Raw genomic sequence first — 21,778 nt, 5'->3', positions numbered from 1 at the left:
AGGCGTAGACGGCCAGACGTGGGTGGTTTTGCCGTTTCTTCGTATTTTTGCCGGACCGGGCGGGGCCCGGGGTCGATAATCCTAATGCTGATACCATGAAATTCGAAAAGATAAATAACAAAGGGCAGGCTCAATTATTTAAGAATCAGTACCTCGAGATGCTGACGAAGACGCATCCCCTGGTCATCTGGGGTATGTACGTGCCGGTGATCTCCTATTTCCTCTACTACGCAGGATCGTCGCTGGGATATCCGCTGGCGAGGATCGCGCTCACTTTTCTGGGTGGTATGTTCTTCTGGACCTTTTTTGAATACCTGATGCACCGCTTTGCGTTTCACGCGATTGCGGAAAGCCAGCGGGCGCAGAAGTTCATCTATACCCTCCACGGCAACCACCACCACTTTCCCCGGGACAAAGAGCGGCTTTTCATGCCCCCGGTACCCAGTCTGATCATCTCCTCCGTGATCTTCTTCCTGATGCGCCTGGCGATCGGGACCAACGTATTTATGTTCTTCCCCGGATTTATGCTGGGTTATCTGCTATACGGCAGCATGCACTACGCCATTCATGCCTGGAATCCTCCTTTCAAATGGATGAAGCCATTGTGGAGGAACCACCATCTCCACCACTACAAGGACGATCACAAAGGTTTCGGTGTGAGCAGCACCATCTGGGACCGTGTTTTCGGGACTATGTTCGACCTTAAGAAGGAAAAGAAGACAAGGAGAAGGTCAAGGAACTAATGTATTGATCCCATCCCCGGAATTAGCGTATTGTTCCGGGCGCCCGGGCCGGTTTTGTTGCGCCATGCTGTCAGCGTTTCGGGGCGGGAAGCTGTATAGATAAGTGCGGTGTACCTTTTCTTTCCGCGCGCCGGTAGCCTCGTGAAGAGCCAGCATCTTCTTATTGAAGTCTCCCACCCAGGCGAGTTCCACTCCTTTTATCGTATTACGCGGTAGCACTTCCAGCTGCAGACAGCGGATGAGGGCCGACTCGAGACCGTGCTGCTGAAACTTTTCTTGCACCCCATAATCGTGATCCGAAGGCGGTCGACGGTACGCGTGTGTTTGTACCAGAAGAACTTCAGCTTGCCGATCAGGTTGAGACGGCCTTTGACGGGTTTCAGCAGCTGGTTGACATCCGGAAGGCAGAGGACAAAGGCGATGGGTTCTTCCTGATAATAGGCGAACCAGATGATCTTCTCATCCATGATCGGACGCATCTGCCGGAAGGATTCCTTCACGGTCGGAAGCTCCAGCGGTGTAAAGGAATCGAACTCGCTCCATGCGTCGTTGTAGACCGAAAGAAAATCGGAAAAATACTTCTCCTTCTTTGCCACCGAAAAATGCTCGAAGGCATATCCCGGCTTCTTCATCACCCAGTCGGCGATCTTCGTAAACCGCTCGGGCAAAGGGACGGTGGCGTCCAGAAAATTCGTCAGCTGGTCGTATTGCCGCTGGAAGCCATAGGATTCGAGTATACGCTGATAGTAGGGCGGGTTATAGTTCATGCCGAGCGAAGGCGCGTGAAAACCTTCCACGAGCAGTCCCCAGTATTTGTCGTTCTCGCCGAAATTGACCGGGCCTTCCATCGCCTCCATGCCGCCTGCTTCGAGCCATCGGCGGGCCGTATCCAGCAGCAGGTGGCCGACAGCGTCGCTGTCGATGCACTCGAAGAAACCCACTCCCCGGTGGGCACAGTATGTTTGCCCGCTTTCCGGTCGTTGATGAAGGCGGCTACCCGGCCGACGGTCTTTCCGCTGTCGTCGACCAGTATCCAGCGCGTACAGCGGCCGTGCGTGAAGAAGGGATTGCGGCGGGGATCGAATACTGCATCGATGTCACCGTCGAGCGGGCATACCCAGGCGCTATCGCCCCTGTACAAAGCCCTGGGCAGATCGAGGAATTTTTGGGCAGTCAAACGATCGGTTACTTCGAGGAGTCGCATATTACCATCTTTCTTCGTCGCTGATTGAATCGTCCGGCCTGAATCGGCGGCGGGTTTCTATTTTCTGCCACTGCCTTTCGAGGACCAGCCCGGCGAGCAGCTGACCCGTATCCTGTCCCTTGTTCTCTTCCAGCAGCCGCTTGAGCCTCGCTTCGCTGATATCGATCCTGTACAGGAATTGTACAAGCCTGTCAAAGTCAGACCGGATCCACTCATTCAGCGTTTCCGCCAGTAGCTGTTCCAGCTGCTGCAGCGTAAGCGAGTCCGCCAGCTCCCATCCATACGACCGGTTGAGGTCCTGTATCAGAGCCGACCTGTCAGCCGTTCTTTCCATAGTTCAACGAAATAAAATTCAACAGTAAGTTACAGCCTTTTGGTTTAAAAATTCTCCATTACGCCAAGCCCGAATAACGCAAAATCATACTTAACAGGATCTTCACTATCCAATAAGGATAAACCCCCAGTCAGCTGTATGGCGGCCTGCCAGTCAGCCTTTTCGCGGGTCAGCAGGCCAAAGCGCCGGGCGACCCGGGCGACATGCAGGTCGAGCGGGCAGATGAGGCGGCTCATCGGGATCCGCTGCCAGATGCCGAAGTCCACCCCGTTTTCGTCCTTTCGGACCATCCATCGGAGGAACATATTTATCCGTTTGCAGCTGGAATTCTTTTCGGGCGTAGAGATATGTTTTTGTACGGGGAGGCGCAATACGCTCGCCGTCTTCCTCCAGCGAGAAGAAATAGTGGTGAAAGGCGGAGAAGGCGGACCGGGTGTCATAGGTCGGATTGACCCCCGTCGCCGCGGCAGTCCCGGTCACGGAATTGCCTGCCATTCCTCTCTTCTCCCATGGTAGCAGGAATGCATCTTCCAGGGACTCATACCTGGAGTAATGGTACCGGAAAAAGGCAATAAAATAGAGCAGGTCGGTCGGGTTGAAGGTCCTGTGTTTAAAGCCGAGCAGCTTCTTCAGGTCCTTCTCCTCATGGTGCCGGACGAACTGCCGGGGCGCGTCGTCCATCAGCTGCATCAGTTGGAGCGACTTCCGGATAATGGTCTTGCGGTTCCCCCACGAGAAGACAGCGGCGAAAAAACCGGCGATCTCGATATCCTGTTTCCGGGTATACCGATGGGGCACGCTGACCGGGTCGTCCGGTACGAAGGACGGCCGGTTGTATTCGGCTACCTTCCGGTCGAGGAAGGCGCGAAGTTCTTCGGTCATCCAATCGCCTGTTTCAGGTCTCCGATAAGATCATCCACGTCTTCTATACCTACGCTAAGACGGATAAGGGAGTCGGTGAGACCATTCTTTATCCGTTCATCGCGGGGTATCGACGCATGGGTCATGCTCGCCGGGTGGTTGATAAGAGACTCTACCCCGCCAAGACTTTCCGCGAGGGCAAAAAGTTTTGTGGAAGAAAGCAGCCTGGTGACGGCCTCAAGACTATCATCTTTCAGCGTGAAACTCATCATACCTCCGAAACCGCGCATTTGTTTTTTGGCGACGGCATAGCCCGGATGGTCCTCAAATCCGCACCAGTACACCTTCCCTACTTTGGGGTGCTTGCGCAGCCAGCGGGCGATGGCCTCGCCGTTGCTGCAGTGGCGGTCCATACGGACATGCAGGGTCTTCAGACCCCTCAGCACCAGAAAACAGTCCTGTGGTCCCGGGACCGCTCCGCAGCTTTTCTGGATAAAATACAACTGGTCACGGAGACTCGTGTCATTCATGACAAGACAGCCATGGATGACGTCGCTGTGGCCGCCGAGGTATTTTGTCGCCGAGTGGAGCACCAGGTCGGCGCCGAGGTCCAGCGGGTTTTGAAGATAGGGGGAAGCAAAGGTATTGTCGACACAGAGCAGGAGCTTGTGTTTTTTGGAGAGGGCGGCGAGGGCCGCGATGTCGACGATATTCATGAGCGGGTTGGTCGGCGTCTCTGCCCAGATAAGCCGCGTGTTGCTATTGATATACGGCTCGATCGCCGAAACCTCCTGCATGTTGACGAAATGAAACCGGATGCCCACCTTTTCGAAGATCTTTGTAAAGAGGCGATAGGTGCCGCCGTACATGTCGTTGGCCGCAATAACCTCGTCGCCGGGTACCAGCAGGCGAAGCACAGCATCCGTTGCGGCTACGCCGCTGCTGAAACAAAGTCCGTGTTTACCATTCTCGATATGCGCCATCGCCGACTCCAGCGCCTGCCGCGTCGGGTTTTGCGAACGGGCGTATTCATAGCCCTTATGGACGCCCGGAGCCGTTTGAACATATGTCGACGTCTGATAGATAGGAGTCATGATCGCTCCGGTCGAGGGATCTGGTTCTACGCCTGCATGGATTAGCTTAGTGGAGAGTTTCATGGATTAAAGATACAAAGGAAAACCAAATGAGGCCCAACCCCCGCATCACGCTACCACTCATCCACGATCATCCAGTTTAACAAAAGCTTAACCCCAAAAAGCAACATGCCAATTACCGATTCGGGCAAAGTTTAACCCGGTTCGCATTCTGCTTTTACCGCCTTTGGGAAAATGCGGTCAGTACTGCGCCGTTTACGCTCGCATCAAAGCTTGCCGGAAGTGTAGTTTCACTTGACTACCGCGAAACATCACACTAGCTTTACGGTATCAAATCGAAAATGATTCATTCAAAAGTTTAAAAAAATGCAACCATGACACCGATGAATTTTATCCGTAGAAACCTGCTCCTGACGTGTTGCCTGATCGCGCTAAGCGCCGGAGTTTTTGCCAATGGAACGCTTTCCGGACCTGCATCGGATGGCGGCATGACCTACACCATCAGCGACAAGCTGCTGCAGGCCTTTAAACAAGCCTTCCCCGACGCACAACAGGTAAAATGGGCGGAGATGGAAGATAAATACATGGTCAATTTCAAGCAGGGAGAGATCCTGACCAAGATCGAATACGACAAGGAAGGAAATTTCCTGAGTTCGATCCGGTACTATTCCGAAAAGAATCTCCCCGTCAACGTACTCGTTCGTCTGCAGAAGAAATATACCGACAAGAAAGTATTCGGCGTCACCGAGGTGACTTCGGATAACGTAGTCGAATATTATATCAAGCTGGAAGACGCCAGCAACTGGATAACCGTCAAATCGAACGCCGACGGTAATATGCAGGTCGTTGAAAAATACAAAAAAGCGAACTAGGCCATAGTGGCCGAGGCGACAAGATATCGCCAGTCATGACTTTCAGCCGCATGAGCCTCATGCGGCTGAATTTTTATGCAGGACCGACCCGGAAAGGACGTCTGCTTTTACCAGCGACCGGCGGGCCTCATGGATATATTCACGGAGCGTCGGGTCCTGCATCCAGTTCATCTGAGGAGGCTCAAATCCGGTCTTGTCTTTGCGCCAGGTGATATCCGCGGGTAAGAGGCTGTCCATGCTCATCCGCAATAACCACTTCGTCCATCCATCGCGGATCTTGAAATGCGCAGGTAACGAAAAGACAAATTCAACCAGCTCGTGGTTGAGGAAGGGTAGTCGCACCTCCACGCCGTGGGCCATGGAGTTGCGGTCCGCGTAGCGCAGGAGTTCTTCCATGCCGTTCATGAACGTATTGTAATAAAGCACGCCGTTGAGCCGGTCGAAATGGGGGATATCATAGTAGGACACGCCGAATTGCCGGACGAAATCCCTGGAGAGGTCACTGTTGTTGCGCTGCTGGGCCGTTCGTTTCTTTTTCAGAAAGAGACCGGCATAGACGGGGAGATGGGCGGCGAGGCGGTTCTTCCACGTCCATTCGATACCCGATCCCCTGGCGGCTTCCAACTCGAGCGCGAACGCTTTTTTGTCGCTGCGGTAGAGCTCCTGCCAGTACCAGCTGTAGTATTTATGATAGCCGGCCAGCAGCTCGTCGGCGCCCTGCCCGTCGAGCATGACCTTCACCTGGTGGCCGGCCGCGAGCCCGAATACCCTGTACTGGGCGTAGGTACTGGAAGACGCAAAAGGTTCTTCCTGATGACGGACCAGCTTTTCGAAGTCGCTCACCAAATCCGTGACCTGCGGCGTCGTCGTGTAATTGGCGAGGCCGAGATGGCTGGTGATCGACCGGACCCACGCCGATTCGTCCCTTTCAAATCCGGGGAAGACGGCGGAAAAAGTCGGCATGTCAGACGGCGCGTCCGGCTGGCGCTGGATACAGGCGACTATTGACGAACTGTCCAGGCCTCCGCTGAGGCTTGTACCGACGCGGACGTCGCTTCGAAGACGGCGGTTGACCGAGCCCATCAGCAACTGATAGAAGTCGTCGATGGCATTCGATTCTTTGCAGATACGCGTGTTTTCGACTTCGATGTCCCAGTAGTAGTTGATCCCCGTATCACCGGTGACGGCATTATACAAAAGGTACGACCGGGCAGGGAGTTTGGAGACTCCCTGGAAAAAAGTTTCGAAGGCGTTGGCCGGGTTCTGCGTATAGCCGATGGTGATAAAGTTGAAAAGCATTTTCTTGTTGCTTTCCTTTTTCACTCCAACGGCCCACAGCGCTTTCAGCTCGCTGGCGAAAAGGAATTGCTCCTCGTCCTGATAGTAGAACAGCGGTTTCTCGCCAAATCGATCTCTCGCGATGAACAGCTGTTTTTCTTTTTCGTCCCAGATGGCGAAGGCAAACATCCCGTCGAAATGTTGCAGGCATCCCGCGCCGTAACAGTCGTAGGCTGCCGGGATCACTTCCGTATCGGTCCGGGAGTCGAAGACATAACCTTTGGACTGCAGTTGTTCGCGTATCTCACGGTAGTTATAGATCTCCCCGTTGTGGACGATGGAATATCGGTCGAGATAGTGCATGGGCTGATCACCCGCGGGGCTGAGGTCGATGATCGACAGCCGCCGGTGGCCCAGTCCTGCCTGGCAGGAATTGTTGACCCAGGTCCTCTCCCCGTCGGGACCGCGGTGGGCGATTGCGCCGGTCATATCCTTCAGCCGCTGGTGGGTGACCCTTGACGGATCGGGAGAAAGGATGCCTGCAATGCCGCACATAGCGAAAAGTTTTGGTGGTTGAGGGTTGGTATTACCGCTCGACCGGCAGCTTTACGAGGACGTCATCCCAGCTGAAGGAAAGGACGGCCCCCTTTTTGGCTGCTTTCCGGAAGGCGATGGAAAAGATCTCGGTCACGCCGGACTGTTTTTCCACCGGCTCGCTCACGCGCAGGACGTCTTTGGACGAGTCATAGCGGAACGCGCCCCAGGTGTCGGTCTCTTTATTGAAGATGATGGTCCATTTGTCTGAATCGACGAGGGCGTACAGGGTGTAGCGGCCCTTTTTGATCGCCTTTCCGTCGACCTTTACGTCGCGGAAAAATTCGATCTCGGTGGCCTCGTTGGCGCCGAGACGCCAGACCTGACCGTAGTTGACCAGCTCTCCGAACAGCCGACGGCCTCTTTTCTGAGGACGGCTGTATACTACTCTCGCGATCAACGGCTCACTGACCTTGTCCTGTATCTTGAGGACGGGGTAGTCGACCGGGTAGTAGGTCATGTCGAGCGGCGAACTGTCGAGGGGAGACTGGGCGGTGGGCGTTTGTTCCGCGCCTCCGGTGGATTGTGCCCTGACAAGGGCCACGCTTAATAAAAAGCCTGCAAGTACAGCGATCTTCTTCATGGGGCAAAATTATCCAAAATTCTTGTACGGGAGTGGGGTAAATCAGGTCCCTGCCGGAGGACCACCCCCGGCGTCCTGCTGCAGCTGTCCGAGCGTGCGGAGCGCGAAATCCTTCAGTTCGGGGAAAAAGAGGGTATAGCAGGCGGCGAGCTCGTCATAACCGGTTTCGAAGAGCCCGGTCGCCCGGCCGGCATCGCCCATATAGGCGGCGCGGCGGGCAAGCCCATGCAGGCTGTTAAAGAGGCCTTCCCGCTCACGATAATTAAGGAGCCAGTTCTGGGCGCGCATGTACTGGAACATCCGGGCAAAGCGTTCGGGAAGGACGGCCTGCCAGCCGGCGATATCGGTATAGGTCTTTTGGGCAAATTCCGCCAGCTGGTTGCCGCCGGCAAAATTTACCGGGTCGTTGGCCAGAAAATAGTCGTACACCACGTCGATGATGGGGCCGGAATAGAGGCCGTAGGCCTCTTTAAAAACTGCCCTCGCCCGGCGGTTGACCGGATGGGTGTCCGTGAAATCGTCGATCGCCCGGTGCAGCGAGATCCCCTGCTGGATTCGCGGCGGGAAGTCATATCTTTTCTTACCCTTTACAAAATCGCTGATAAGGTTGCCCACCGTTATTTCCGGTATGCCGAACGACAGGAAGGCGTGCGCCAGATAATTCATTATACAATTTATCAAATTTTGGAGTGCCGGACACCGGAGATTTATTTTAACAGCACGAATAACGATTTTATACTTTTATTAAGAATTCGGCGCTAATGCTTGTCTGGCAAGGGTTTTAGGCCAGGCACAAACTTTCCCGGCCCGCACTTGTTTACACCCGCTTAACAACTGCAGCCATTGGTCAATATTGGCTTGCGCGGCGGGTGTAACCTGAATAGCTTTGCCCTCGTCTTAGTAATAGTTCTTTTATAAATCGACGGCCGCACCACTAAAAAAATTTTCGGACTGCTGCAACATGGAAGAAAAGAGCGCGTCTTATAATAGAGCTCACATCAACCAAACGTCATAAACTTATAAAAATAAAAAAATGAAAAAGATTGTTTTATCCATCGCTACCATGCTTATGATGGGTGTCGGCGCTTTCGCCGCTAATAATGATGAAGTCGTCAATCAACAGGCTCTCCGCTCATTCCGGAACGAATTCACGGCCGCCAGCAACGTCAGCTGGGAAGTCAAAAATGGCTACAGCCGGGCGACGTTTTCGCTGAACGGACAGGTCCTTTTTGCTTATTATGGTACTAACGGAGAGCTCCAGGCGGTAGTTCGCAATATCGTGAGCGACCAGCTGCCCATAACCCTGCTGACCGATCTGAAGAAGGACTACTCCGACTACTGGATCTCCGACCTGTTCGAGATGGCGACGGACAACCAGACGACCTACTACATCACGCTCGAGAACGGCGACAAGAAGATCGTGCTGAAATCAGAGGGTACGAATTTCTGGAGCGTATTCAGCAAAACAAGAAAGGATTCGATCTAAGAAAGATCGATGTAAAGAAATAAAAGATAGTTTCTCCCCAGGTTAGTTTTTAGTTGGAAAAGGGCAGCCTATTTAGGCAGCCCTTCTTTTTTGTACGAACGGCCCGGAGCCGCGCCTGCGGGCCTCGGTTCCGGCGGATCATTCGTGACTCGCGGGCCGCTCCATTGTCCCTTTCTTAATATAGAGATCGGGAAAAATCAGCTATTTTTGCGGTCCACAATTAAAAAAGCGCAAATCATGAACAAAGGTCCTATCTCCCAATTCATCACCCACCACTACCGGCATTTCAATGCAGCGGCTCTGGTCGACGCTGCCAAAGGATATGAAACGCATTTACTGGAAGGAGGCAAGATGATGGTTACGCTCGCCGGCGCGATGAGCACGGCGGAGCTCGGTATTTCTCTGGCCGAAATGATCCGCCAGGGTAAGATCGATATCATCAGCTGCACGGGTGCCAATCTCGAGGAGGACGTCATGAATCTTGTGGCGCACAGTCACTACAAACGGGTTCCCAATTACCGGGACCTTACTCCCCAGCAGGAGTGGGATTTGCTGGAAAATCACTACAACCGGGTTACGGATACCTGTATCCCCGAAGAAGAGGCCTTCCGCCGTCTGCAGAAACACCTAGTAAAGGTCTGGAAGGACGCGGAAGCAAAGGGAGAGCGGTATTTCCCCCACGAATTTTTGTATAAGGTGGTCCTCAGCGGCGAGCTGGAACAGTATTATGAGATCGATCCGAAGGACAGCTGGATCGTCGCCGCAGCCAAGAAAAATATCCCCATTGTCGTCCCGGGCTGGGAGGACAGCACCACGGGCAACATTTTTGCATCATATGTCATTAAGAATGAGCTGAAGGCGAGCACGGTTAAGAACGGCATCGAGTATATGGCCTGGCTGGCCGGCTGGTATCGTGAGAACAGCGGCGGAAAAGGCGTCGGCTTTTTCCAGATAGGCGGCGGTATTGCGGGCGACTTCCCCATCTGCGTGGTGCCCATGATGTACCAGGACCTGGAATGGCACGACGTACCGTTCTGGAGCTATTTCTGCCAGATCTCCGATTCCACGACCTCCTACGGGTCCTATTCCGGCGCGGTGCCCAACGAGAAGATCACCTGGGGTAAACTGGACATCAATACCCCCAAATTTATCGTCGAGAGCGACGCCACCATCGTCGCTCCGCTGATCTTCGCGTGGGTATTGGGGTTGTAGAATAAATATATATACAATATGAACGCAAATTCTGAAGAGCTGTACCTGGAGGCCGAAGCGGACATTAAGAATAACCACTACGCGGAGGCGTTCAAGAAATATGAAAGCATCCTGTACGAGGAGCCGGATAGCGCTCCGGCCCACAACTCGATGGGATGGCTGTACAAGACGCAGTTTGACGACTATGCCAAGGCGGAGAACCATTTTCAGACCGCCGTCAAGTGCGACCCGTTGTATCCGCACTCCTATTTTCATATAGCCGCACTGCTGATGGATATGGAGCGTTTCGACGAGCTGCAGTCACACCTCGAGAAATGTCTGCGGGTACGGACCATCGACAAATCCTGGGTGTACGGACGTTTTGCAATGTCGGAAGAGCTGCGCCAGAAATATGACCTGGCCATCTTCTACTTCGAGAAGGCGATACTGGCAAGCCAGAACGACGACAAGATCAAGGACTACCGTTCGGATATCGAGCGGTGTCAGATGAAGATGGATATCCGCAGGAAACACGGAGAATAAGCTGTTGCTGAAAATGAAGCCGGCCCCTTTATGAGGCCGGCTTTTTATTTGGGTCCCCGAAAGATCCCTTTCGGGGACGATCATTTGCGACTGCGACGGGATGGACTCGCTCATTCCCTGTCTCACCTAGCTCCACTCTTCCCTGTCTCGTTTTTCCTGACGCCTGGTGACCCGTACGGAGACGCGTATGCTCAGTTCGTACAAAAGAATCAGGGGCAGCGCGACGATGGTCTGGCTCATCCAGTCCGGAGACGGCGTGATGACTGCGGCGATAAAGAGAATTGCGACGTAGGCGTATTTGCGGTAGGTGCGGAGAAAACGCGGCGTGACGAGGCCGATGGTGGTCAGTACAAAGCTGACCAGGGGCAGCTGGAAGGCCAAACCCGAGCCGACGATGATGTCAATCAGGTTCTCTATATAGTCGTCCAGGGTAGGGATCGTCCGGATCCCCCGCCGGTACCGATGGTATAGTTATACAGGAAGCTGAAGGTAAAGGGCGCCAGCAGAAAATAGCCGAAGGCGACTCCCGTCAGGAAGAAGAAACTGACCCAAAAGATGGCTCCCCGGCTGCTTTTCAGCTCTTTCGTGGTGAGCGCGGGCTTGATGAAGCGCCAGAGTTCCCAGAAAACGTACGGGAAGGCTACAATGAAGCCTCCGATGATGGCGATATTGATGCTGGAAATGAACTGGGAGCCGAACTGGGTGGTCTGAAGCGTAAGGCCCTTGACGGACTGGAGGCAGAGGGCATCGCCCAGATGCAGCCTGTGGCCGAGGTTGCAGAGACCGACATAGCTGACGAAATCATTGCGGATAGGGCCCCGGATGATAACGTCGAAGATCCAGTCCATCTTGATAAAGAGCACAATGGCAATAATGACAATAGCAAAAGCCGAACGGACAATATGCCAGCGCAAAGCCTCCAGGTGGTCTACAAAAGACATTTCCTCCTGGCCAGGATTCCTGTTTAACAGATTAAAAGCCATTGATTTTTGAAATTCTCCATGCAAAAAGCTCCGCGAAGTTAACCTGAAAATGTCAATCATTGGTATAGGTATAAAAAAACAAGCACTCCATGACAGAGTGCATTGTTTACTCCTAACTGACCTATGAAAAACTTTACCTTCTGTAAGAAGGGGTGTGTGACTGTTTTGTCTTGTGAGAACAAAGTTGTCTAATTTGTAAGAGATGGAGAAATAACGGAGCCTGTTTAACCACGGGTTAACATAGGTTAACGTGGGGCACTGAATGCCTGCGAGCAGGGGATAGAGAGCTATTTCAGCACCTTTAACCGCACCTCTTCGATGCGCGTCTCGCTGACGTTGAGGATCTCGAACTCGTAGTCTCCGATGATGATACGGTCCTTCAGGTGCGGGATAGCCTCGTGCTGGTTGATGATGTAGCCGGAAAGTGTTTCCGATTCGTTCTCCGGGAGGTCGAGCCCGTATTTACGATTGATATAGTCCAGTTCTAGTCTGCCGGAGAAGATGAATTCGTCGTTGGAAAGCTTTCTTTCTTCGAACTCTTCCGTGTCATACTCGTCGCGGATCTCGCCGAAGATCTCTTCCAGCAGGTCTTCCATCGTCACGACGCCTGCCGTGCCCCCGAATTCGTCGACGACCCAGGCGATGCTTTTTCTTTCCCGGCTGAACTTGGTGATCAGGTCCGTGGCGCTCATACTTTCGGGTACCGCCGGGATGGTGTGCAGAATAGCCTTGATAGTGGGCGCGCTCTTAAAGAGGTCCAGCTGGTGGACGTATCCTATTACGTGGTCGAGGTTGCCGTCGTAGACGATCAGCTTGCTGAGGCGGGTCGCGACAAATTTCTTCCTGACCTCTTCGATGGTCATACTGATGTCCACGCCTTCGATCTCCTTCCGGGGTACGAGACATTCCCTGATGCGGACATTGGGCAGGGCCATCGCCGCCTTGATCAGGCTCAGGTCCTTGGAGTCCTCTTCGGAATCGCCCGTTTGCTCGAGGACATTGTCCACGTCGATGCCGGCGAATATGGCCTTGCGGTCGTCGATGCGCACGTTAAAAACGTATTTCAGCACCCACTGCGAGATCCCGGCGAAGAAGCCGGAAATGGGGTATAACAGGCGGCTCAGCAGCTCCATCGGCCTGGCGAATACGCTCAGGACCCTGTCGCTCTTTGCGCCGAAAAAGGCTTTTGGGATGAATTCGCCGAAAGGGATGATGATGAACGACGCGAAAACCGTTTCCGCGCAGAGGCGGAAGGCGTTGACGTACCCGCCCGGGATATGCACGATAGTGATCAGCCAGTTCCAGAGGGGGATAAAGGTCTCGCCGATCATCAGGGCGAAGATGACGAGGAATATATTGAACCCGGCGATGGTGGTGCCGATGAACAGGGCCGGATGATCCATGAAGTTCGACAGGATGAGCCCGCTGGAGAGCCCCTGTTTCTTCTTCAGCTCAATAGCCAGCCGGTTGGCGCGGACGAAGGCGACTTCGATACCTGCGAAAAAGGCAAGGGCCAGCAGGGAAAGCACTATTCCGACCAGCGTATTGGTATTGATGAAATGCATACGGCTGTAAGATAATTCGAAAAACCGAGGTTTTTAAATCAGGGGAGCCCGGAGCCCATCCCCTGGCCGGTACTGTGTGAACCGCGAAAAAGGTAGCCCGCAAACTCCGGGCCCCGGGCTACTGTAGCCCCACAAAAGCGTCGATAGCCGCTTCCGCCTCCTTACAGGCCTTATTTAGGTCGTCGTTGACGATTATCTGGTCGAAATGGTGCTTGAAAGACAGCTCATAGGAGGCCTTATTTACCCGGGCGAGCAGGCTTTCGACCGTTTCCGTGCCGCGGTTCTCGAGGCGCCGGCGCAGCTCGTCGACGGAAGGCGGCTCGATAAAGAGGGCGAGGGTGGTGTCCGGGTATTGTTCCCGGATATGGATGGCTCCCTTGACCTCGATATCCAGAAGGGGCGTTTTCCCAGCCTTCCAGATGCGTTCCAGCTCACTTTTCAGGGTACCGTAGTATTTCCCTTCATAGACCATTTCCCATTCCACAAATTCGTTGTGCTGGATCTTTTGTTTGAAATTGTCCAGACTAAGAAAATAGTAGTCCGTCCCATCCTGCTCATAACTCCGGGGGCTCCGGGTGGCGGCCGAAACTGAAAAGGCCAGCTTTCCGGGGTATTTGTCCAGCAGATAACGGGTGATGGACGTTTTTCCGGCGCCGGATGGGGCGGTAATAATGATTATCTTATGTGCTAACTCACTCATATTCTGTTGATTTGGGCACCCAACTGTCGCAAGCGCTGGTCGATATGCTGGTATCCCCGGTCGATCTGTTCGATGTTCTGGATGGTGCTTTTCCCCTCTGCGCTCAGTGCGGCGATCAGCAGGGCTACCCCGGCGCGGATATCGGGGCTGCTCATCGTGATACCCCGCAGGTGGTGTTGCCTCCCCATGCCGATGACGGCGGCGCGGTGCGGGTCGCAGAGGATGATCTGGGCGCCCATATCGATGAGCTTATCGACAAAGAACAGGCGGCTTTCGAACATCTTCTGGTGGATCAGCACCGATCCCTTTGCCTGCGTGGCTACCACCAGGACGATGCTCAGCAGGTCCGGCGTAAACCCGGGCCAGGGGTGGTCATAGATCGTCAGTACCGAGCCGTCCAGGAAACTCTGTATCTCGTATACGTCCTGCTCGGGAATATAGATATCGTCACCGCGCAGCTCGAGCTGGATGCCCAGCTGTCTGAACTTGTCCGGGATGACGCCAAGATTTTCGACGCTTACATTTTTGATCGTGATCTCGCTCTGCGTCATGGCGGCCAGTGCCGATAAACGATCCGATCTCGATCATATCGGGCAGCATCCGGTGTTCGGTACCGCCGAGGTATTTGACCCCATCGATGACGAGGAGATTGCTGCCGATGCCGCGGATCCTCGCGCCCATACGCGTCAGCATCTTGCATAGCTGCTGGATATAGGGTTCACATGCCGCGTTGTAGATCGTCGTCGTGCCTTCGGCCATGACCGCGGCCATGATGATATTGGCCGTTCCGGTGACGGAGGGCTCGTCCAGCAGCAGGTAGCAGCCTTTCAGGTGCGGCGCTTCCAGATGGAATATGCCCTTGGCTTCCTGGTAGTCGAACTTCGCGCCGAGCTTTTCAAATCCGATGATATGCGTGTCCAGTCGCCTGCGGCCGATCTTGTCGCCGCCGGGCTTGGGGATATAGGCTTTACGATAGCGGGCCAGCATAGGACCGGCGACCATTACCGAGCCGCGCAGCCTCCCGCTCTTTTTCAGGTAGGCGTCGCTGCGGAGAAAGTCGATATCGACGGAATCTGCCCGGAAGGTGCAGGTGTCCCGCTGCGTCCGGTCGATCTTAACGCCCATTTCGCCCAGCAGCTCGATGAGGAGGTTGACGTCGAGGATATCCGGAATATTGGATATCGTTACTTTCTCCGGCGTGAGGAGTACGGCGCTTATGATCTGTAAGGCCTCGTTTTTTGCGCCCTGTGGGATGATCTCCCCTTTTAGTTTTTTGCCGCCGATGACTTCGAAAGAGTTCACAGACTATTGGTTTTTTTGCGAATGACGAACTGCCGCCGGCGGTTCAAAAAATTTGCTACGGATGCGCAACCAGAAAAAATCGCGCACCCGTAGCATATGCGCTAACGTCTGTCTCTGCGGACGAACCGCCGCCGGCGGTTCAAAAAAGGCGATAGTGACCAGGGTCAGTATCGCCGTAAAATTAGGGTTTTCGCTTTAACCGGAAATGATCACCGGGCAGCGGCTAGTATCTTTTCTTTTTGAACTTGTTATTGTTATTATTATTTCCTCCGCGGTTGTCGTTGTTCCGGTCGTTGCGGTTGTTATTCCGCTGCTGGAACTTCTGGTTGCGGCCTTTCCGGTAGTCGAAATTGCCGCTGCGCTGCTCGCGTTCGCGGGGCTGGTCGGGGCGGAACTTGACATAGGGCGTGTTGGTGAACTCCAGCTGGCCGTTGGTCAGGTTGGAGAGCTCCTGCTGGATAGCGTCGTCATGGACGGTCTCCTTGTGCCAGTTGTTATAGGCCAGCTTCATGTAATAGGCGATGGCGTTGGCGAAGCCGTTGCGCTTGTCGGGATTCTCTTCCGCGAGAGCCTTGTTGATCACGATCTCGAGATTCTTGCCCATATGGGAGAACTTCGGATACCTTTTCGGGTAGCGCAGGGGCTGCGGCCTGGCCCGCAGCGTCTCACGGGTGGGGATGGGGTAAGGAGGATGCGACCTCCAGCTTGAAATCGGAGATCAGGAAAAGGTGATCCCAGAGTTTATGACGAAAATCCTCCACGTTTTTAAGGTGGGGATTGAGAAAGCCCATGAGCTCGATGACGGCCTGTGCGTTCCGCTGCCGTTTTTCCTTGTCTTCGAGGACCAGCAGGTATTCGATCATCTTTTGAATATGCCGTCCGTATTCACGCATGATCAGGTGGTTCCGCGTGGTATTATATTCCATTACACACTTAATTTAGGTAACAAATATAGGAAAAAGGGCCGAAGACCCAATAATAAGATACCCGCCGGATCGGACCCGGCTGCGCAACAAAAAGATGGCTGGGGCTAACCCAGCCATCATGGAGTCAACATGAAGCTATGAAACTATTCAATAAACACTTTACTGGTGTATTGACGGTTATGGGTCAGGTCGGAGGTCCTCAAAAAATAGAGCCCCTTTACCGGCCGGGACGCCGGGTCGAGTTTGATCTGGCTGGTACCGGTGAGGGTAACCGCTTTTGCTGGACGGACTGACCGGAGGTACTGATCAGCTCTATCAGGAAGCGACCCGTCTGGTTCATATTGAACTGAAAGGTCAGGCTGCCCGTAGCGGGATTGGGAAAGGTCCGGTAGCTGATGTCATCCGGTCCTGGCGCCGCGCCCTTCGGATCGATAATGACAATCGCCGAATAACTCACCTTCCCGCTAAGGCTCGTCTCCTGGACCCGGAAATAGAGCTTGGCCATATTAGCCGGATCAGCGTGGTATTGATGCTGGTATTTTGAAGTAGTACCTGCTGGAGAAGCGTCGCCTTGTGTCTCTCCGATGCTGTAGAAGTTCTTGCCGTCTGTACTTGTTTGGATCTCATAGTGGGTATTGGGTTGTTGATTGGATGTTTGCCATTGCAGCAGTATGATGCTGCGGTCCGGGGTAGCCGTAAAATCTGTTATATCCGTTGCCAGTGGCCCGGCGGGACACCAGTAATAGGTCAGATGAAATGTGCCCCAGTAGTTAGTAACGACCTGCGCGTTGTAATTCGACCCGCCCAGAGTGGGGATTGCGCCGCCTGTCAGCTGGAAGGAGAACGCAAAGTTGCCCGCGCCAATGTAGCCGGCGGGAGGAGAGCTTATCTGCTGCGTTCCGGTGGTATTGTTGAAGATCGTATCCGGACCATGGGTAATATAAGACCCCGGGCCGTTGACGTTGTTGACGATGTCGTAACCGGCCAGGGTATCCGGGCCATAGATCTTCGAGGTATTCTGATTGACGTCGATCGATGGCCCCGTGAGATCGCCGGACATGGTGAGCAGCCATTTATAGATCGTCGTATCGGGTGACTTGTTATAACAGTCCATCTGGGACACGCAGGTAACCGAATCGCTGATCCTCATACAGAACAACGTCCCGACGGAAGGATCGAATTTCGGAAAGAAGACATACGACGTGGAAGCGTTGGTCAGCGGCATCGATACATAATAGTCGATGGGAGTGGCTGGGTGACCAACGCTACAGTTGCATTGGGCCAGTGAGTGGATGGGGTTTGCCGACAATATGGACAGGAATATTGCGACAAGCACAGGAGTGTACACACGTTTCATAAGCACGGATTTTCGTGAGAATATCGGATTAAAGAAACCCCCAAAGGGCTTCATGGTAAAATTATTAAACTACAAGAATGGAGCCAAAGCGTTACTACCCGATTTGCCGGGATCGTAAAAACCACATTTTTACAAACTATTTGTTATACTCATTCCATTGATTATCAAATATATGATCTCCGCAAAATGTGGATAAAACCTTTCAGGTCACGGTTTACCGCCATCTGGAGTACCTTTGAACCATGCTCATTCTGATGGATTGCCGGCCCCTTTTTGCAGAGGGTTCAGTCGCCGAAAGACCTAGTTTTATTTTATCCGCCGCCGCCGCGATTAGCCGCCAGCACGGAGTGCAATGGACCCTTCTCGTCGGCGGGACCAACGGTCACCAACAGCTGCTGAAGTGGATGGGGATCACCGAACTGCCCGCTGGATTTTCTGTGGTTGCCCGCAGGGCTATTCCCGGAAAGGCCGGCTGGCGTGCATGGTACGACTGGCTGATTCCCCGCCTGGCGAAAAAGTATCGGGCCGACGCGGTCGTACTAACGGGGGGAATAGCCGCAGCGAAGGGGCGATCCCTCAGATCCTCTGGATGCCCGTGAATGCCGCGAACGGCGGGGGATACCTGCCGCTATATTCAAGCCGCGTGAAGGAAAGCGTGGCCCGGGCCTCGCTGGTATTTTGTTTTTCTGAGACTGATAAAGATCGTCTGGGCGGCGGCGACAAATTCATCGTATTGTCCGCCTGGCCATCGCAGGAGACGCCGCCACTATCTCCCGACGAAAGAGAGGCTATCAAACAAACCTACGCCACCGGTAAGGAATATTTTCTGGCAAACGTGTCCGCCACTGGTGAAGAGAACATCACCCAGCTGCTGAAATCCTTTTCCCTCTTCAAGAAAAGGCAGCTGTCTAATTTACAACTGATCCTCGCCGGTGGGGATTCCCTTCCGGAAACGGGCCTGCGTCAGCGGCTGGAGACCTACAAATATCGGGAGGACGTCAGCTGGACGCAGCAGGGAGAGGCGGAAGAAAAACTAGCCGCCGCGGCCTATGCTTTTTGTTCCCGTACCCGTCCAGGACGCTGGGCGTGCCGGTACTCAATGCCTGGCGGTCTGAGGTGCCCGTGATCATCGGAAATAATCCCGGACTCCGGCAGTGGGCGGGGATGCCGTACTGGTGGCGGAGATGGAGGAGCCGGCTTCACTGGCGGCACAGATGATGACGATCTATAAGGACGAGCGCCTGCGGAGGGAGCTTATAGAAAAGGGCGGAGCCCGGGTCGCGGAATTCCGGCCACAGCGGTCCCTCGGACGCCATATGGGCAGCACTGTCGCGGGTGATCATGCCTCCGGCAGCGGGAAGTATGTAAGAAACCGTTAACTTGCGCGCTATGGCAACTTCTTCTATAAATATTGATGTAACCCTTGACAAGGACCGGGTGCCCGAAGAGATCCGCTGGAATGCGTCGGATTCGAGGACCGGAACAGGCCCGCAGGGCAAAGGCAATGATGCTGGCCTTCTGGGATGGCGAGGATAAGTCCGCGCTGCGTATCGATCTCTGGACAAAAGACATGATGATCGACGAAATGGCCGACTTTTTTACCAGACCATGATGACAATGGCCGACACCTGGCAGCGGGCAACCCAGGACCCGATACAGGTCAGCGATATCAAACGGTTTGCCGAGGATTTCTATAAGAAGTTCAGGGAACAGCAGATGAAGACAAACAAACTATAACTCATAGCATATGGCACTGGAACAAAAAGTAATGGCCGAACTGAAGACGGCTATGCTGGCAAAGGACGAAGGCGCACTGCGGGGACTTCGCGCGATCAAGGCCGCGATCATCCTGGCCAAGACCTCCGAAGGCGCCGGCGGCGAGCTAAAGGAGGACGACGAAACCAAACTGCTTCAAAAATTAGTGAAGCAGCGGAAGGACTCGCTCGAGATCTTTCAGCAGCAGAATCGGGCCGATCTGGCGAAAAAGGAAGAGGAAGAGATCGCGGTCATCGAAAAGTTTCTGCCCAAACAGCTCGACGAGGAGGCCCTGAAGGCGGCTCTGACAAAGATCATTGCTGAGACCGGCGCGTCCTCGCCCGCCGATATCGGCAAGGTGATGGGGGCCGCGACCAAACAGCTGGCGGGTCAGGCCGACGGAAAAGCGATCAGCGCCGCTGCAAAACAGCTATTGTCGAAATAATGACGATCGACGTCCTGTTTTTGATATTTATGGTCCTGGCTGTTTTCAGGGGGCTGAGGCAGGGGTTCATCATCGCCATCGTCTCTGCGGTGGCACTCGTCATTGGGCTGGCGGCCGCCATCAAACTATCGGCCGTCGTGGCCGCTTATGGAAGGGTTCACTCTTCCATTTCTTCCCGCTGGCTTCCGGTACTTGCTTTCCTGGCGGTATTCCTGGCAGTGGTGATTGCAGTGCGGGCCGGTGGCAAACTGGCGGAGAAGGCCGTCGACCTTGCCCTGCTGGGCTGGCTGAACAAACTGGCCGGAGTTCTTTTCTTCGCGGCGATATATACCATAATACTGAGCGTCCTGCTGTTCTATGCCGTGCAGATCCATCTTTTGTCTGCGGATACGGTCGCCGCTTCTGTTATATACCCTTTTATCCGGCCATGGGGTCCGGTAGTAATCGACGAATTCGGTAAATTTGTACCGTGGTTCAAGGGAATGTTCGCCCAACTGGAAGATTTTTTCGGCCGGCTTGGCAACAAACTGTAAAAACCGGAAAACCATTTTAAAAAATGTCGGTTATTGTTGTAATGCAGGCAGTTTTAAATTATAATTGTCCTTATAATGGTGATCTGTGTGCCTTCTGAGAGTAGGAAGAGACCGGAGTGTAGATTGTACCTTTAGGGTAGGTGTTTATTTGGGTTAAAACGTTTATTTTAGCGTCCAAACCGGACGGAGTCCGGTTCAAATTATTAGCGGATTACGGCACAAACGAGGTTTTGCCGAAGGTTGCGAACGAGATCTTGCCGGTGGCAAGATCGAAGTTCCTATTTTTGTGACAAGTTTTTGCCGGTTATAAATGGCATAAAGTATCTTATTAGCTGATGCAATACGAAATCAAACAAGAAGAAAAGTTCAGATTCATCGAGGTAGGAGAAGGTGAGCCGCTGCTATTACTGCATGGGTTGTTCGGGGCTTTGAGCAATTTCAGCGGTCAGCTTGACTATTTTCGCCATCAGTATAAAGTGGTGGTACCCCTGTTGCCGTTGCTGGATCTGGACCTGCTGCATACGACCGTGGGCGGCCTGGAGAAATTTGTCCATAAGTTCGTCGAATACCGCGACTATAAAAATATCAATATACTGGGTAACTCCCTTGGCGGCCATGTCGCCCTGATGTACGTCCTCAGACATCCCGAACGGGTCAAATCCCTGATCCTGACAGGTAGTTCCGGACTTTTTGAGAACGGAATGGGCGATACTTACCCCAAAAGAGGGGATTATGAATATATTCGGAAAAAACTGAATTGACCTTTTTCGATCCGGCGATGGCTACCAAGGAGCTCGTCGACGAATTATACGAGACCGTCAACGTCCGCATCAAGGCCGTCAAGATCATCGCCCTGGCAAAAAGCGCGATCCGGAACAATCTCGGCGAAGAGGTCAGCCAGATAAAACAGCCTACCCTGCTTATCTGGGGCAGGAACGACGCGATAACTCCGCCTTTTGTGGGAGAGGAGTTCCGTAAACTGATACCCAACAGCGAGCTCCATTATATTGACAAATGCGGTCACGCCCCCATGATGGAGCGGCCGGAAGAGTTCAATACTATTTTGCTTAAATTTTTGCGAAAACTGAACGAGCCAGCAGCGGTAGCCTGATTTTTTCGTCTATAGGAAGACGCGGTAGCGTCTGCGTCCCTGGGCGGAGCCCACGACCGGGGGCCGCGCAAGTGGCGAGGGTCGAAGGGCAACAATTATTAACGGGAATTATATTCGGCGTACGCAGTACGCCACGAAATAAAGGAAACAACAGCAGTTTTGCTAAACAAAGAAGTCATATCATCAGCCATTCCTTCCCTGCATCTTAACGACCCGGTGTCCCAGGCGCTGGACCTGATGGCTGATTTTCACGTCACCCATCTTCCGGTGGTCGTGGAAGACAAACTGGCCGGCCTGGTCAGCGAGGACGACCTGCTG

At 53.7% G+C, this 21,778-nt stretch carries 30 protein-coding genes and 3 pseudogenes; 15 read left to right on the top strand and 18 right to left on the bottom strand.

What is annotated here, in order from left to right:
* Positions 1-95 precede the first annotated feature (95 nt).
* Complete coding sequence (locus tag ACQ86N_RS43680; RefSeq protein WP_431212528.1) at positions 96-743, top strand: sterol desaturase family protein; 648 nt, start codon at positions 96-98, stop codon at positions 741-743.
* Here the strand turns inward: ACQ86N_RS43680 and ACQ86N_RS43675 are convergent.
* Together ACQ86N_RS43675 and ACQ86N_RS43670 are read right to left on the bottom strand one after the other, a co-directional pair.
* A complete protein-coding gene (locus tag ACQ86N_RS43675; protein WP_431212527.1) occupies positions 732-935 on the bottom strand; it encodes a hypothetical protein in 204 nt (67 codons plus the stop codon). The genes ACQ86N_RS43680 and ACQ86N_RS43675 overlap by 12 nt on opposite strands.
* Positions 936-940: 5 nt before the next feature.
* On the bottom strand, positions 941-1,684 hold the full coding sequence (locus ACQ86N_RS43670) for a hypothetical protein (RefSeq protein WP_431212526.1): 744 nt from the start codon (positions 1,682-1,684) through the stop codon (positions 941-943).
* Between the two features lie 17 nt (positions 1,685-1,701).
* On the opposite strand from ACQ86N_RS43670, the gene ACQ86N_RS43665 reads away from it, so the two are divergent.
* Positions 1,702-1,971, top strand: coding sequence for a hypothetical protein (locus ACQ86N_RS43665; RefSeq protein WP_431212525.1), 270 nt, complete (start codon positions 1,702-1,704; stop codon positions 1,969-1,971).
* On the opposite strand, the gene ACQ86N_RS43660 is transcribed toward ACQ86N_RS43665, so the two are convergent.
* The 4 genes and pseudogenes from ACQ86N_RS43660 to ACQ86N_RS43645 form a co-directional block, all read right to left on the bottom strand.
* Positions 1,949-2,281, bottom strand: a complete 333-nt coding sequence (locus ACQ86N_RS43660; RefSeq protein ID WP_431212524.1) for a hypothetical protein — start codon at positions 2,279-2,281, stop codon at positions 1,949-1,951. The two genes, ACQ86N_RS43665 and ACQ86N_RS43660, sit on opposite strands and share 23 nt — an antisense overlap.
* Before the next feature lie 44 nt (positions 2,282-2,325).
* Positions 2,326-2,586 carry a DUF2400 family protein gene (locus ACQ86N_RS43655; protein ID WP_431212523.1) on the bottom strand — a complete coding sequence of 87 codons (261 nt, stop codon included), beginning with the start codon at positions 2,584-2,586 and terminating at the stop codon, positions 2,326-2,328.
* Between the two features lie 229 nt (positions 2,587-2,815).
* Positions 2,816-3,163 (bottom strand): annotated as a pseudogene (locus tag ACQ86N_RS43650) (DUF2400 family protein); the annotation flags it as partial.
* Entirely contained in the window at positions 3,160-4,299 is a 1,140-nt protein-coding gene (locus ACQ86N_RS43645; RefSeq protein ID WP_431212522.1) for a cystathionine gamma-synthase, read from the bottom strand. The pseudogene ACQ86N_RS43650 and the gene ACQ86N_RS43645, both read right to left, overlap by 4 nt.
* A gap of 311 nt (positions 4,300-4,610) precedes the next feature.
* Between ACQ86N_RS43645 and ACQ86N_RS43640 the strand changes: the two genes are divergently transcribed.
* Positions 4,611-5,108 carry a hypothetical protein gene (locus ACQ86N_RS43640; protein ID WP_431212521.1) on the top strand — a complete coding sequence of 166 codons (498 nt, stop codon included), beginning with the start codon at positions 4,611-4,613 and terminating at the stop codon, positions 5,106-5,108.
* Between the two features lie 57 nt (positions 5,109-5,165).
* Here the strand turns inward: ACQ86N_RS43640 and asnB are convergent, their stop codons facing one another.
* From asnB to ACQ86N_RS43625, 3 genes are read right to left on the bottom strand one after another with little or no spacing between them, the layout of a single operon-like run.
* Positions 5,166-6,941, bottom strand: a complete 1,776-nt coding sequence (asnB, locus tag ACQ86N_RS43635; protein WP_431212520.1) for an asparagine synthase (glutamine-hydrolyzing) — start codon at positions 6,939-6,941, stop codon at positions 5,166-5,168.
* Between the two features lie 31 nt (positions 6,942-6,972).
* Positions 6,973-7,563: a DUF2911 domain-containing protein gene (locus ACQ86N_RS43630; protein ID WP_431212519.1), complete on the bottom strand. Its 591-nt coding sequence runs from the start codon at positions 7,561-7,563 to the stop codon at positions 6,973-6,975.
* Between the two features lie 42 nt (positions 7,564-7,605).
* Positions 7,606-8,229 (bottom strand): ACP phosphodiesterase, encoded by a 624-nt coding sequence (locus ACQ86N_RS43625; RefSeq protein ID WP_431212518.1) that lies wholly within the window; start codon positions 8,227-8,229, stop codon positions 7,606-7,608.
* A gap of 367 nt (positions 8,230-8,596) precedes the next feature.
* Here ACQ86N_RS43625 and ACQ86N_RS43620 point away from each other — a divergent pair, with 367 nt between their 5' ends.
* The 3 genes from ACQ86N_RS43620 to ACQ86N_RS43610 all read left to right on the top strand — a co-directional run bounded on the left by ACQ86N_RS43620 (position 8,597) and on the right by ACQ86N_RS43610 (position 10,783).
* Positions 8,597-9,049 carry a hypothetical protein gene (locus ACQ86N_RS43620; RefSeq protein ID WP_431212517.1) on the top strand — a complete coding sequence of 151 codons (453 nt, stop codon included), beginning with the start codon at positions 8,597-8,599 and terminating at the stop codon, positions 9,047-9,049.
* A gap of 237 nt (positions 9,050-9,286) precedes the next feature.
* Positions 9,287-10,261 (top strand): deoxyhypusine synthase family protein, encoded by a 975-nt coding sequence (locus ACQ86N_RS43615; protein WP_431212516.1) that lies wholly within the window; start codon positions 9,287-9,289, stop codon positions 10,259-10,261.
* An 18-nt stretch (positions 10,262-10,279) separates the two neighbouring features.
* Entirely contained in the window at positions 10,280-10,783 is a 504-nt protein-coding gene (locus ACQ86N_RS43610; protein ID WP_431212515.1) for a hypothetical protein, read from the top strand.
* A gap of 126 nt (positions 10,784-10,909) precedes the next feature.
* On the opposite strand, the gene tatC (ACQ86N_RS43605) is transcribed toward ACQ86N_RS43610, so the two are convergent.
* From tatC (ACQ86N_RS43605) to ACQ86N_RS43565, 9 genes are all read right to left on the bottom strand, one after another.
* On the bottom strand, positions 10,910-11,179 hold the full coding sequence (gene tatC, locus ACQ86N_RS43605; RefSeq protein WP_431217837.1) for a twin-arginine translocase subunit TatC: 270 nt from the start codon (positions 11,177-11,179) through the stop codon (positions 10,910-10,912).
* A gap of 17 nt (positions 11,180-11,196) precedes the next feature.
* A complete protein-coding gene (tatC, locus tag ACQ86N_RS43600; RefSeq protein WP_431212514.1) occupies positions 11,197-11,724 on the bottom strand; it encodes a twin-arginine translocase subunit TatC in 528 nt (175 codons plus the stop codon).
* Positions 11,725-12,053: 329 nt separating this feature from the next.
* Positions 12,054-13,331 (bottom strand): hemolysin family protein, encoded by a 1,278-nt coding sequence (locus ACQ86N_RS43595; protein ID WP_431212513.1) that lies wholly within the window; start codon positions 13,329-13,331, stop codon positions 12,054-12,056.
* Between the two features lie 118 nt (positions 13,332-13,449).
* The gene (gmk, locus tag ACQ86N_RS43590; RefSeq protein ID WP_431212512.1) at positions 13,450-14,031 is read right to left on the bottom strand and encodes a guanylate kinase; all 582 of its coding nucleotides are present in this window, start codon (positions 14,029-14,031) and stop codon (positions 13,450-13,452) included.
* Positions 14,028-14,582 (bottom strand): hypothetical protein, encoded by a 555-nt coding sequence (locus ACQ86N_RS43585; RefSeq protein WP_431212511.1) that lies wholly within the window; start codon positions 14,580-14,582, stop codon positions 14,028-14,030. Before ACQ86N_RS43585 ends, gmk begins: the two co-directional genes overlap by 4 nt.
* Entirely contained in the window at positions 14,479-15,333 is an 855-nt protein-coding gene (locus ACQ86N_RS43580) for a UDP-N-acetylglucosamine 1-carboxyvinyltransferase (protein WP_431212510.1), read from the bottom strand. The genes ACQ86N_RS43585 and ACQ86N_RS43580 overlap by 104 nt, the downstream gene beginning before the upstream one ends.
* A gap of 223 nt (positions 15,334-15,556) precedes the next feature.
* A complete protein-coding gene (locus ACQ86N_RS43575; protein WP_431217836.1) occupies positions 15,557-15,973 on the bottom strand; it encodes a DUF4290 domain-containing protein in 417 nt (138 codons plus the stop codon).
* Positions 15,974-15,998: 25 nt separating this feature from the next.
* Complete coding sequence (locus ACQ86N_RS43570; protein ID WP_431212509.1) at positions 15,999-16,259, bottom strand: DUF4290 domain-containing protein; 261 nt, start codon at positions 16,257-16,259, stop codon at positions 15,999-16,001.
* Positions 16,260-16,476: 217 nt separating this feature from the next.
* Positions 16,477-17,616: a choice-of-anchor E domain-containing protein gene (locus tag ACQ86N_RS43565; RefSeq protein ID WP_431212508.1), complete on the bottom strand. Its 1,140-nt coding sequence runs from the start codon at positions 17,614-17,616 to the stop codon at positions 16,477-16,479.
* 347 nt (positions 17,617-17,963) lie between these two features.
* Here ACQ86N_RS43565 and ACQ86N_RS43560 point away from each other — a divergent pair, with 347 nt between their 5' ends.
* The 9 genes and pseudogenes from ACQ86N_RS43560 to ACQ86N_RS43520 all read left to right on the top strand — a co-directional run.
* A complete protein-coding gene (locus ACQ86N_RS43560; protein ID WP_431212507.1) occupies positions 17,964-18,215 on the top strand; it encodes a hypothetical protein in 252 nt (83 codons plus the stop codon).
* The gene (locus tag ACQ86N_RS43555; RefSeq protein ID WP_431212506.1) at positions 18,206-18,742 is read left to right on the top strand and encodes a hypothetical protein; all 537 of its coding nucleotides are present in this window, start codon (positions 18,206-18,208) and stop codon (positions 18,740-18,742) included. Before ACQ86N_RS43560 ends, ACQ86N_RS43555 begins: the two co-directional genes overlap by 10 nt.
* A gap of 28 nt (positions 18,743-18,770) precedes the next feature.
* Positions 18,771-18,995, top strand: coding sequence for a hypothetical protein (locus ACQ86N_RS43550; protein ID WP_431212505.1), 225 nt, complete (start codon positions 18,771-18,773; stop codon positions 18,993-18,995).
* A gap of 80 nt (positions 18,996-19,075) precedes the next feature.
* Positions 19,076-19,353, top strand: a pseudogene (locus ACQ86N_RS43545) (gliding motility protein GldC).
* A gap of 10 nt (positions 19,354-19,363) precedes the next feature.
* Positions 19,364-19,816: a GatB/YqeY domain-containing protein gene (locus ACQ86N_RS43540; RefSeq protein WP_431212504.1), complete on the top strand. Its 453-nt coding sequence runs from the start codon at positions 19,364-19,366 to the stop codon at positions 19,814-19,816.
* Positions 19,816-20,349 carry a CvpA family protein gene (locus ACQ86N_RS43535; RefSeq protein WP_431212503.1) on the top strand — a complete coding sequence of 178 codons (534 nt, stop codon included), beginning with the start codon at positions 19,816-19,818 and terminating at the stop codon, positions 20,347-20,349. Before ACQ86N_RS43540 ends, ACQ86N_RS43535 begins: the two co-directional genes overlap by 1 nt.
* Positions 20,350-20,684: 335 nt before the next feature.
* Complete coding sequence (locus ACQ86N_RS43530; protein ID WP_431212502.1) at positions 20,685-21,110, top strand: alpha/beta fold hydrolase; 426 nt, start codon at positions 20,685-20,687, stop codon at positions 21,108-21,110.
* Positions 21,107-21,460 carry an alpha/beta fold hydrolase gene (locus ACQ86N_RS43525; RefSeq protein ID WP_431212501.1) on the top strand — a complete coding sequence of 118 codons (354 nt, stop codon included), beginning with the start codon at positions 21,107-21,109 and terminating at the stop codon, positions 21,458-21,460. The genes ACQ86N_RS43530 and ACQ86N_RS43525 overlap by 4 nt, the downstream gene beginning before the upstream one ends.
* A 216-nt stretch (positions 21,461-21,676) precedes the next feature.
* Positions 21,677-21,724: pseudogene (locus ACQ86N_RS43520) on the top strand (hypothetical protein); the annotation flags it as partial.
* Positions 21,725-21,778 lie beyond the last annotated feature (54 nt).

It is taken from the genome of Puia sp. P3 (assembly GCF_050632245.1).
Taxonomy (GTDB): domain Bacteria; phylum Bacteroidota; class Bacteroidia; order Chitinophagales; family Chitinophagaceae; genus Puia.
This window is presented reverse-complemented; position numbering and strand designations above follow the sequence as displayed.